Origin of the sequence: Streptosporangium sp. CA-135522, from assembly GCF_050949235.1 — a bacterium.
In the GTDB taxonomy this organism is placed as follows: domain Bacteria; phylum Actinomycetota; class Actinomycetes; order Streptosporangiales; family Streptosporangiaceae; genus Streptosporangium.
In genome coordinates this window covers 7,164,480-7,175,193 of sequence record NZ_CP192026.1, presented here as the reverse complement: position 1 = coordinate 7,175,193, position 10,714 = coordinate 7,164,480, and the positions used below count along the sequence as shown (strand labels likewise).

The following is a 10,714-nucleotide window of genomic DNA, read 5'->3' as shown; positions in this document are numbered from 1 at the left end:
GTGACCTGGTTGCGCTCCTTCCACCCCCGGCCGAGGGCGACCACGCGGTTGATCTGCTTCGCGCACGCGGGCGGATCGGCCACGGCCTACCGCGACTGGTCGGCGCCGCTGCCCGAGTCGGCCGAGCTGTACGGCGTGCAGCTGCCCGGCCGGGCCGACCGGTTCGGCGAGCCGATGCCGGAAAGCCTGGCCGCCCTGGTCGTCGCGATCACCGAGGCGATGCTCCCGCTGCTGGACCGGCGCTTCGCGCTGTTCGGCCACAGCATGGGCGCGGTGGTCGCCTACGAGGTCACGCGCATGCTCGAGGCGCGGGGGATCGGCCCGGTGAGACTGTTCGTGTCGGGAACCGTACCGCCGCACGAGGCCGGGGAGCGACGCAAGGTCTCGCAGTACGACGACGACCGCCTCCTGGCCGAGCTGACCCGGCTGGGCGGCACAGAGTTGGAGATCTTCAGCCACCACGCGATGCGCGAGCTCATCTTCCCCTACGTCCGCGGTGACTTCCGGCTGCTGGAGAACCACCGCCACCGCCCCGGCCCTCCGCTGCGTACTCCTGTCTCCGCCTTCGTCGGCGACGCCGACCCGGTGGTCACCCCGGCCCAGGCCAAATCCTGGGAGACGCTCACCGCCTCGGACTTCTCCCTGACGATCTTCCCCGGCGACCACTTCTACCTGCAGCCGCAGCGGGAACGGGTGGTCGCCGAGATCGTCCGGAGGTTGAGCGCCCTGGGGTGACGGTGACGACCCCGGCCGTGCCGGAGCCGAACTCTGTTCGTTCGGGCCGGGACCCTCGCGGTGGCGGCGCTTCCGCTCACAGCGTCGAACGGATTCGGGCCGCTCGGGGAACGACCGTTCAGAGGATCAGCGCGAAGCAGTCCGGACGGTAGCCCTCGGGCAATGGTCCGGGGCGCTCCAGCGCCTTGTTGACGTAGGAGAGCATCACCGGGTCCAGCGTCTCCAGATTGTGCCCGAGCGCCCCCTCGACGAGCCCCTTGAGCGGGCAGTCGTCCTGGAGCATCCGGTTGGTGACCTGCTCCCGTGGCCCGTCGACGAAGGTCGAGGCCGCCTCCTGCTCGGCCTTCAACCCCAGGGCTGTGTAGTCGACCCCGGGTTCCACCATGGAGGGGGAGCCGAGCCTCTTCATCAGCGGCGAGTCGGCGCGGAGCTCGTCACAGACCGTCTCCCACCCGCAGCTCTTGCGCAGTTCCTCGGTCAGGTCCTGGTGCGGGGCGCCCAGGGTGATCAGCTCGGCGACCCTGTCCGCGCCGCCTTCCAGCCGCATGTAGGCCCGGGGCACGATCCCGCCCAGGCTGTGCCCGACGATCGCCGCCTTCTTCGCCCCGGTGGCCTGGAGCACCCCCTCGACGAAGATTCCCAGTGTCCGGGCCGAGTCCTCGATCGAGTTGCTCCAGCCGTAGTCGAGCGCGAAGACGCAGTATCCCTGTTTGCTCAGGTACGGCGCCGCCACCGGCCAGGTCACCGCCCCGGTGCTCTTGGCGCCGTGCACCAGGATCACCGGGTACGGCGAGCCCTCGCGGGGCCGGCAGCCGAAGTCGTTGGCGTCCTCCAGCCCGTCGGAGGCCATCCTTCTGGCCTGGGCGACCATGTCCGCCTTCGGCGCCGTGGGTGCTGTGGGCGCCGTCTCCCGGGTCGTCCGCATGCCGGCCGCGAGCACGAGAACCGCGAGCCCGGCCGCGACGCACAGGACGATCACGACGATGTGGCCAAGACGGAGCCGACCCACTCGATCTCTCCTGACGGAAACGACGTGGAAGCCGAGCCTTTCCCGTCATCCCGGCCGGGGTCTATGACCTGCCCGCGCCGGTTCCCACCCCGAAGTTGGCACCGCGGGACAACTCCCGCCGTGGAACCGGAAGGAGTCCTTCCGGCCGGGCCCCGGGCACCCGGCCGGAAGGACGATCACGGGGTCCTCACAGGACCGTGGGGATCAGGTCGAGGTCTTCGAGGTCCTGCTCGATCCGGGGGGCGAGCCGTACCGCGAGGGTGTCGGTGATGTGCACCCCGTCGCGGTAGAGCACGATGCCGTCGAGCGCCGCGGGGCAGGTCCCGGCCGTGCCCGGGCACAGCAGGGGCGTGAGGTCCAGCAGGCGGACGCCGGGGCGCTCGCCCGCGGCGATCTGCTCGGCCAGCGGGTCGGGGCGCAGGCCGCGGCGGCGGGGGAACGCGCAGTCACCGGCGGGTCTGCCCGACAGGCAGACGGGCACGTCCTCGCCGGGCAGCGGAGTGTCGCGCAGGTAGACCAGCGGGGCGCCGAGCCGGGTCAGCCGGTCGAGGGTGGAGTCCCAGGCGCGGGTCAGCGCGGCCCGGTCGGTCGCGTAGGCGTTGAGGGAGGCGATCAGGATCAGCCGGGGCGGCGGTCCGGCTGCGAGCCGATCGAGCGCGTACTCGCGCCAGGTGTCGCACTCGCGGTACTCCCGTCCCAGCCGCTGGTCGACGACCGTGAGCCGGGGCAGCGGGCAGCCGGGTTTGGTCAGCACCTCCAGGGCCCACCCTCGTCGTACGGCGATGCGCTCCGCGGCGGCGAACCACTGGCCCGCGTGCGAGTCGCCGATGAGGACGATCCTGTCCTCGGCCGCCGGGACGCCGAACCGGCACGGGGGGCTGGTCGTCGCGGTCAGCGCGATCTCACAGCCGTTCGACCGGGGAAAGTCGGTCCGGGCCTGGGCGGGTGGGGGCTGGAGCCCGGCGACCGGCGCGGCGGCGGGTCCGGTGGCGGGGGCGTCGGCCACGGTGGCCCGGGTGACGGCCGCGCCCTGCACGGCTCCGCCGTTGAGCAGCAGCGCGGCGGCGACGGGGACGGTCATCGCGGTGGTGCCCAGGGCCAGGCCGCGCCTGGGCAGCGCGGTCACCACCGCCGACAGGCGCAGCGGGTTCTCCACCAGCGTCGTCGTCAGCGCCGCGGGAGCGGCCGAGGCCAGGACCAGCGCCAGCCGTACCGGCCAGGTCTGGGGGCCGAGCGCGGCCTCGGCGAGGACCAGGACCGGCCAGTGCCACAGGTACCAGGAGAAGGAAAGGCGCCCGAGCACCCGGATCGGGGGCAGCGACAGAGCCGCCGAGACGGGCGAGCGGAACAGGATGACCGCGACCGCGCCGAGTGTGGGGACCAGGGCCGCGGTGCCGGGGTAGCGGGTCTCCGAGTCGAACGCCGCGACCGCCCAGACGATCGCCGCCGCTCCCGCCAGGCCGAGCGCCGCCAGGAGCGCCCTGGTGACGAGGCGGGGGCGCCGTCCGTCCCGGCGCGCGTCGCGGCCGGGATCGGAGGGGGACGGCGAGTGCGGGCGCGAGGCGTACGGCATGAGCAGCGCGGCCAGGGCCCCGGCGCCGAACTGCCAGGCCCGTGAGGGGGAGGCGAGGTAGGCGAGAGGCTGGCTGAGGTCGGTCCACCACCGGGAAAGGCCGAAGGAGGCGCAGGTCAGCACCACGACGGCGACCGCGATGGCGGGGACGGCGCTACGGCCCAGACGCCGGGCGAGCAGGGCCAGCACCAGCAGCAGGGGCGCCCACAGGAGGTAGAACTGCTCCTCGACCGCCAGCGACCAGTAGTGCAGCAGGGGACTGGGGTCGTGTTCGGCGGCCAGGTAATCGGTCTGTCCGGCGACGAAGCGCCAGTTGGCGATGGACAGGGCCGCGGCGATCACGTCGCCGGCGATGTCGCCGCCGCGCAGGGGCGGCAGGAGCGCCCAGGCTCCCGTGATCGTGGCCAGCAGCACGACTCCGGCGGCCGGCAGCAGGCGCCTGGCCCGCCGTGCGTAGAACTCGGCGAGGGAGAAGCGCCCGGCGGCGGTGATGTCGCGCAGCAGCAGGCCGGTGATCAGGAAGCCGGAGATGACGAAGAACACGTCCACCCCGACGAACCCTCCGGCCATGCCGGGAACGGTGGCGTGGAAGCCCAGCACGGCCAGGACGGCCGCCGCTCGCAGGCCTTCGATGTCCGGCCGGAAGCCGGGGTGGTACCGCGGGGTCACAGCGGTCGCTCCTTGGGAGTCAGGAGAGGACGGGGGAAGCCGGCGGGGATCAGGGGAGGAGCGGCGGGAGTACGGCGAGGCCGGAGGCGAGCAGGACGCCCAGCAGGAGCAGGACGGTGATGGCCAGGGCCTCGGGCCAGCGGAGCCGGTGGTTCAACGGAGGGTCCTCCACAGGTCGCGGATGAGGGGAAGGACGATGTAGGTGGTGCCGCACGCGAAGAGGGTCAGCGCCCAGTAGTCGTCCCAGCCGTGGACGGGTGCGCGCAGGGCGATGCCGATCCAGGTGGCGGCGGTGGTGAGGCTCAGCCATACCAGGGCCGTCCGGCTGATTGAGGAGACCAGCCTGCTCCGGCCGGCGGCGGCGCCGCTCGGCACCCAGGCCGCCGCCTGGTCGCGCACCGCGTGCACGATGGAGACCAGGTGACAGTAGGAGTAGAGGGTCTGCGCCCGGATCACCTCGAAGCGCCAGCGGCTCACCGACACCGCCGGGAGCAGCACCAGCGCCACCCAGAGCGGCCCCACGAAGGGGATCATGTGCCAGGCCCGGACGTCCTCGGGGTAGAAGGTGAGCATGATCAGGCCGGGCAACGGCACCGCCGCGATGTTGACGGCCGAGACGAAGTAGCTCAGGAAGCCGCTGTAGTAGGACACGCGCACCCGCCATGGCATCGGCGTGCGGTGGAAGCGCCGGTCGAACAGCAGGGTCATGCAGCCCATCGCCCACCGGTACTGCTGGGCGATGTAGGAGGCGACGTTGTCCGGGGACAGGCCCTTGGCCAGCAGCACCGGCACGTACTTGGTGCGGTAGCCGTACTTCATCAGCTCGACGCTGGTGTGGATGTCCTCGCTGTGGTCGATCTTCGGGAAGCCGCCGATCTCCTCCAGCGTGGCGCGGCGGTAGACCACGTTCGTGCCCACGCAGATCGCGCCGCCGTCGGCGTCCCTGGAGGGTTGCAGCCACCGGTAGAACATCTCCTGCGCGGCTCCGGCGGCCCGCTGCAGCCAGGGCATGTCCGGCGCGGTGTCGAAGTACTGCGGGGACTGGGCCACGGCGATCCGGGGATCTTCGAGATAGGGGACCAGGTGGGCCAGGAAGTCCGGGCGCGGGCAGAAGTCGGCGTCGAAGACCGCGACGACGTCACCGGAGCTGATCGACAGGCCGTGGTTGAGGTTTCCGGCTTTCTTCAGCCGACCCAGGTCGGGGCGGGAGCTGTAGCGGAAGCCGTGACGTCCCGCCAGGTCTTCGACCTCCGCGCGCGCGGCGTCGTCGAGCACCCACACGACGACGGGACCGTTCCAGCGCAGGGCGGCCAGGTGGCGGAAGGTGTTGTCCAGGATCGCCAGGGGTTCGCCGCGCGTCGGCAGGAACACGTCCACGGCCGGGACTCGCGCCGGCCGCCAGGACCGCACCAGCAGTTCGTGCGACTCCCAGGTGGTGAGGCGCTGCCGCTGGCCGTCGATGAACGACATCGTCCAGCCGGCCAGGTTGAGCACCAGGGCGGCGAAAAACGGCCACAGTGCGGGATGGCGCATCGAGAAAAGGAAAATCGTCCCTGCGGTGAATGTCAATGAAAGGGGGGCGGAGAGTAATACCCAACGCCTTTGCGGGCCGAAATAGAGCTTCAGCTCCTCGTCCGAAGGCGGCTGTGGAAGGTGGTGCACAGCCTCGTCGGAAGGTGCTTCCAGTAATGATTTCATGCGGAGGACCTCGATTTCCCGGCCGCGCGGATCGATTCACTGCCAATTGCGCCTCCAACTGTAAACAAACTTATCAGTGCCGTGCGCGGCGAGGGGTGAGGGGAAATGAAACACCGCGTTAACTGAACGAGATTCTATACTGTGAAATGTTCATCGCCGTTACTGTAAATAGCCTTTTGTCCAATTCATCCGACCTTCGGATGTGTCACAGATCACAGTGATCATCGATGATCGACTCAGGGATTTCTGCCGAACAACAGCTCTTCCTTGGGCGAAGAGTGCCCATGAGTGAGGCGGGGCCGGCCGTTAGCGTCGCCATGTGGGTGAACGAGTACTGATCGCGCTCGGCGGCAACGCGATGACGGCCCCCGACGGAAGCGCCTCGCCCGGTGACCAGCGCCGGGCGGTCGAAGCGGCGATGCGCCACGTCACCGCCCTGATCGCGGCCGGTCACCAGGTGACCCTCACCCACGGCAACGGCCCCCAGGTCGGCAACCTGATCCTGAAGAACCAGATCGCCGCAGACGTCGTGCCCCCGGTGCCGCTCGACTGGTGCGGCGCGCAGACCCAGGCCACGATCGGCACACTGGTGCTGAACGCCCTCGACGGCCGTGCCGTGGCCGTGGTGACCCGCACGCTCGTCGACCCCGACGACCCTGCCTTCCACGACCCGGTCAAGCCGATCGGCCGCTATTTCACCGAGGCCGAGGCCCGGCGTTTCGAGGGACTCGGCCAGACCTGGCGCCGGTTCGACCGGGGCTGGCGCAGGGTGGTGGCCTCCCCGGAGCCGCTGGAGATCCTCGACGCGCCCGCGGTGGCCGCACTCGTGGCCGCCGGATTCACCGTCGTGGCGGCGGGCGGCGGGGGAGTGCCCGTGACCCGCGACGCCGTCGGGCGGCTGACCGGGGTCGAAGCCGTGATCGACAAGGACCTGGCCGCCGCGGTGCTGGCGCGCGCCGTGCGGGCCACCGTTCTGGTGATCGCCACCGACGTGCCCGGGGCCGTGGTGGAGTTCGGTACGGCCCGCGCCCGGCCCCTCGGCCCCGTCACGGTTGCCGAGTTGCGCGTGTTGCACGCGGCCGGCCACTTCGCCGGAGGGAGCATGGGACCGAAGGTCGAGGCCGCGCTCCGCTTCGTCGAGCAGGGTGGGGAGCGAGCGGTGATCACCTCTCTCCAGGACATCGGAGCGGCGGTCACCGGGCAGACCGGCACCGTGGTGCGAAAGTGAACATGACCGATTGGAAGGTGGCGGCAATGCCGGAACCCATTGAAGTGCGCAAAGTGGCCATCGAGAGCGTGACCGACGCCTCCGGGCTGACCAGGCTCATCGACGACGGGGTGATCGAGGCTCACCGGGTGCTCGCGGTGATCGGCAAGACCGAGGGCAACGGCGGGGTGAACGACTACACCCGCATCCTGGCCGACCGCGCCTTCCGCGAGGTGCTCGCCGCCAAGGGGCACCCGTCTCCCGAGAGCGTCCCGCTGGTGTGGTCCGGCGGCACCGACGGCGTGCTGAGCCCGCACGCGACGATCTTCGCCACCACGGCGAACGCCGAGCCGAGCGACGAGCCACGCGTCAGCGTCGGCATCGCGATGAGCGACGTCATCCTCCCGGAGGACATCGGTCGTCCCGCCATGGTGGAGAAGGTCGCGGCCGGGGTGCACGAGGCCATGAAGATCGCCGGGATCGACGATCCCGCCGACGTCCACTACGTCCAGACCAAGACGCCCCTGCTGACCCTGGCCACCATCAACGACGCCAAGTCCCGGGGCAAGGACGTGGTCATCGAGGACACCGGCCCGTCCATGGACATCTCCAACTCCACCACCGCGCTCGGCGTCGCGGTCGCCCTCGGCGAGATCGAGACGCCCACGGCCGAGCAGATCCACCGCGACCTGTCGCTGTATTCCTCCGTGGCGTCCTGCTCCTCGGGCGTCGAGCTGGACCGTGCGCAGATCGTGGTCGTCGGCAACGTGCGCGGCATCGGCGGACGTTACCGGATCGGCCACTCTGTCATGAAGGACGCCCTGGACGCCGACGGCATCTGGGAGGCGATCCGCGCGAGCGGCATCGACCTGCCCGACCGGCCCCACCCGTCCGACCTGGGCGACAGGCTGGTCAACGTCTTCATGAAGTGCGAGGCCGATCCGTCGGGCAGCGTCCGCGGCCGGCGCAACATCATGCTCGACGACTCCGACGTGCACTGGCACCGCCAGATCAAGGCCACCGTCGGCGGCGTCGCGGCCAGCGTCACCGGCGACCCGGCCGTCTTCGTCTCGGTCGCCGCGGTCCACCAGGGCCCCAGCGGCGGCGGCCCGGTGGCCGCCATCGCCGACCTCGGCTGATCCGCTCCGCGCACCACGGCCGGCCCGCGCGGGCCGTACCGTCCGACGGCGAGGGGGCCTCCGGCCGGTCTCGCCAGGTCGCCCCACGGGGGCGTACCGTCCGGGCCGGAGAGGGTGCGCGGCCCGGTCGCCGGACCGCCCGGCGCGGCCACACCGCGCCGGGAGGTCAGCCCCACAGCGCGTAGACGACCCCGAGGGTCGCGGCGAAGAACAGCGCTTCGACCGCGTAACGGGCCGCGCGCGCCATCCGGAGCTCAGCGGGCTCACGGGGCTCAGCGGGCTCACGGGGTTCACGGGGTTCACGGGGTTCAGCGAGTTCACGGGGCTCAGTGGGCTCACACATCCGATGCGGCTCTGCGGGCTGCCCGGGGCGCCGTCCACGCTCGACCGTCTCCGGCATGAGGTGCTCCTTTCGTCCGGACTCCTTGGCGAGAGCATCGTGCCCCGGCTCCGGGCCCGCGGGCATGGGCCTGGTGTCCCGGTTTCTCTGGGACTCCCATCCCGGAGTTCCTCCTCGCCCGCCGGTCGCGGGTAGGCTCCGGAATCGTGCCGAGCATTCCTCAGCCCCTGGTCCCCGACGATGACGGCAGCGCCGACGCCTCCGTCGCCTCCGCGCTCGCGGCCTTCTCCGCCGGTACGGCCGACGCCGGCGCGGTGATAACCGCGCTGGGCGGGGCCCGCCTGCTCGTCCCGGTGGTGGCTCTGTTGACGGAGTCCGAGGTGGGGACGCACGGGTTGCGGCAGGAGAAGGAGAGCGAGATGGCTCTGCCGAAGCTCGTCGGCAAGGACGGGCGCGAGGCGGTGCTCGCCTTCACCGGCGCCGAGTCGCTGCGGCTCTGGCGCCCCGACGCCCGGCCCATCCAGGCGACCACCCTCCAGGTCTGCCAGGCGGCGGTGCACGAGGACGCGGCCGCGGTGGTGGTCGATGTGGCGGGCCCGGTGCCTTTCGTGATCGAGGGGGGAGTCCTGCGGGCGTTCGCCGCGGTCGAGTCCGACACCGTCGACCAGCTGGGGCCGGAGGTGACCGTGGCGCGGATGGAACAGGCCGCTCCGGCCTCCCCGCGACGGCGGTTCGGCTGGCCGTTCCGCAGGCGGGGCTGACCGCCGGGCGGCACCGGGCTCCACCCGGCTTCCCGGAGACGTTGATCTCCGCCCGCCTCTCAAGGCCCGTGCGGTTTCCCGAGGGCCCCGGGATCCACCCCGGGATCCACAGGGCCTTACGCGGCGCCCGGGACGCCATGCGCTCCCCAGGAGGGAGGCTCTCCGTACCCGGCTTCCCCGGGACAGTGGGGCCCCGCACGGATTATGGTCGGCCCGTGGACGAGCACGACGAGCACGAGCACGACGAGCACGAGCACGACGAGCACGAGCACGACGAGCACGAGCACGACGAGCACGAGCACGAGCACGACGAGCACGAGCACGACGAGCACGAGCGCGACGAGCACGGCGGATGGGCGGGTGGGGACGGCGTCTCATGGGCGCCGCCGGTCGAGGAGGCGCGGTGAGCCTTCTGCCGATCGTGGCCGCCGCCGCCGGAGCGGTGGCCGGATTCTGGACGCGGCCCCTGGTCGTCAGGCACTCCACGATCGGGTCCGAGCCGCCCCGGCGGGACTGCCCGCGCTGCGGCGCATCGCCGTCCGCGGTGCCACCTGCCTCGCCGCCCGCAGCGCCGCCCGCGGTGCCGTTCATCTCGCTGTCCGCCGGGCTGTCCGCCGCACGCTGCCCCCGGTGTTCCGGGCGGATCGGCCGGATCGGTCCGCCGCCGCTGGCGGTGGAACTCCTCACCGCACTGGCGCTGGCCGCCCTCGCCCTGCGCGCCGTCTCTCCCGCCCGTCCCGGCGTCGCACCGGCCGGCTCGGTGGGCGAGTTCGCCGCCTACGCCTGGTTGGCGGTGATCGCCGTCGTGCTGGTCTTCGTCGACGCGGCCGTTCACCGGCTGCCCGACCGGCTCACCCTCGCCTCCTATCTCGGGACCGTCGTCCTGCTCGCGGTGACCGCCCTGCTGGAGGGCCGGTTCGACGACCTGCTCAGGGCCGGGCTGGGCGGTCTCGCCCTGGCGGCCTTCTACCTGGTGCTGTTCCTGATCAATCCGGCGGGCATGGGGCTGGGCGACGTCAAGCTCGCGGCGAGCCTCGGCACCGCGCTCGGCTGGCTGGGCTGGGACGCCGTGGTCGCCGGAGCCTTCCTGGGCTTCGTGGCCGGCGGCCTCTACGGGGTCGCCCTGATGGTCCTGCGCCGCGCGGGCCGCAAGAGCGAGATCCCCTTCGGCCCCTTCATGGTCGCGGGAGCCTTCGCGGTCATTCTCACCGGTCTCTGACCGATGATCTCCAGGCCTCGACCCCCGACCGGCGTCTCGCGGGTTCCGGTCCCGGTTACGGTTCCGGTCTCGGTCTCGGTCTCGGTGAGCGGGCTGATCGACCGGCCGGAGCGTAAGGGCTTCGTCCGGCGCACGCGCGACACCCGGGATCGACACCGGGTCATCGTGGAGATCGGACACGACGGCATCGCCGGGTTCGGCGCGCTGTCCGACGACTTCGTCCAGCGCCTGGGGGAGCTCCACGCCACCCACACCGACGAGCAGCTCCACGTCATACTCGACTTCCTGCGCAAATCGGCCGAAGCGTATCGCGAGGCCACCGCCGGACTCGCCGAGTGACGTCTCACCTGGTGAGCTGAGGCCA

At 71.7% G+C, this 10,714-nt stretch carries 11 protein-coding genes; 7 read left to right on the top strand and 4 right to left on the bottom strand.

Going from position 1 to position 10,714, the window contains the following annotated elements; genetic code table 11:
• Entirely contained in the window at positions 1–735 is a 735-nt protein-coding gene (locus ACQPYK_RS34140; RefSeq protein ID WP_433240257.1) for a thioesterase II family protein, read from the top strand.
• A gap of 118 nt (positions 736–853) precedes the next feature.
• Here ACQPYK_RS34140 and ACQPYK_RS34135 read toward each other — a convergent pair whose 3' ends face one another.
• From ACQPYK_RS34135 to ACQPYK_RS34125, 3 genes are all read right to left on the bottom strand, one after another.
• Entirely contained in the window at positions 854–1,744 is an 891-nt protein-coding gene (locus tag ACQPYK_RS34135; protein ID WP_433240254.1) for an esterase/lipase family protein, read from the bottom strand.
• 187 nt (positions 1,745–1,931) lie between these two features.
• Positions 1,932–3,986, bottom strand: coding sequence for an acyltransferase family protein (locus ACQPYK_RS34130; RefSeq protein ID WP_433240251.1), 2,055 nt, complete (start codon positions 3,984–3,986; stop codon positions 1,932–1,934).
• A gap of 153 nt (positions 3,987–4,139) precedes the next feature.
• Positions 4,140–5,519, bottom strand: a complete 1,380-nt coding sequence (locus tag ACQPYK_RS34125; protein ID WP_433240248.1) for a glycosyltransferase family 2 protein — start codon at positions 5,517–5,519, stop codon at positions 4,140–4,142.
• Between the two features lie 484 nt (positions 5,520–6,003).
• On the opposite strand from ACQPYK_RS34125, the gene ACQPYK_RS34120 reads away from it, so the two are divergent.
• Positions 6,004–6,912 carry a carbamate kinase gene (locus ACQPYK_RS34120; protein ID WP_433240245.1) on the top strand — a complete coding sequence of 303 codons (909 nt, stop codon included), beginning with the start codon at positions 6,004–6,006 and terminating at the stop codon, positions 6,910–6,912.
• Between the two features lie 26 nt (positions 6,913–6,938).
• The gene (locus ACQPYK_RS34115) at positions 6,939–8,030 is read left to right on the top strand and encodes a ring-opening amidohydrolase (RefSeq protein ID WP_433240242.1); all 1,092 of its coding nucleotides are present in this window, start codon (positions 6,939–6,941) and stop codon (positions 8,028–8,030) included.
• A gap of 166 nt (positions 8,031–8,196) precedes the next feature.
• Here ACQPYK_RS34115 and ACQPYK_RS34110 read toward each other — a convergent pair whose 3' ends face one another.
• The gene (locus ACQPYK_RS34110) at positions 8,197–8,430 is read right to left on the bottom strand and encodes a hypothetical protein (protein WP_433240239.1); all 234 of its coding nucleotides are present in this window, start codon (positions 8,428–8,430) and stop codon (positions 8,197–8,199) included.
• 146 nt (positions 8,431–8,576) lie between these two features.
• On the opposite strand from ACQPYK_RS34110, the gene ACQPYK_RS34105 reads away from it, so the two are divergent.
• The 4 genes from ACQPYK_RS34105 (at position 8,577) to ACQPYK_RS34090 (ending at position 10,689) form a co-directional block, all read left to right on the top strand.
• Positions 8,577–9,131 (top strand): SseB family protein, encoded by a 555-nt coding sequence (locus ACQPYK_RS34105; protein ID WP_433240236.1) that lies wholly within the window; start codon positions 8,577–8,579, stop codon positions 9,129–9,131.
• Positions 9,132–9,346: 215 nt separating this feature from the next.
• On the top strand, positions 9,347–9,538 hold the full coding sequence (locus tag ACQPYK_RS34100) for a hypothetical protein (RefSeq protein WP_433240233.1): 192 nt from the start codon (positions 9,347–9,349) through the stop codon (positions 9,536–9,538).
• On the top strand, positions 9,535–10,350 hold the full coding sequence (locus ACQPYK_RS34095; protein ID WP_433240230.1) for a prepilin peptidase: 816 nt from the start codon (positions 9,535–9,537) through the stop codon (positions 10,348–10,350). Before ACQPYK_RS34100 ends, ACQPYK_RS34095 begins: the two co-directional genes overlap by 4 nt.
• A gap of 84 nt (positions 10,351–10,434) precedes the next feature.
• Positions 10,435–10,689, top strand: coding sequence for a hypothetical protein (locus ACQPYK_RS34090; protein ID WP_433240227.1), 255 nt, complete (start codon positions 10,435–10,437; stop codon positions 10,687–10,689).
• The last annotated feature ends 25 nt before the right edge of the window (positions 10,690–10,714 follow it).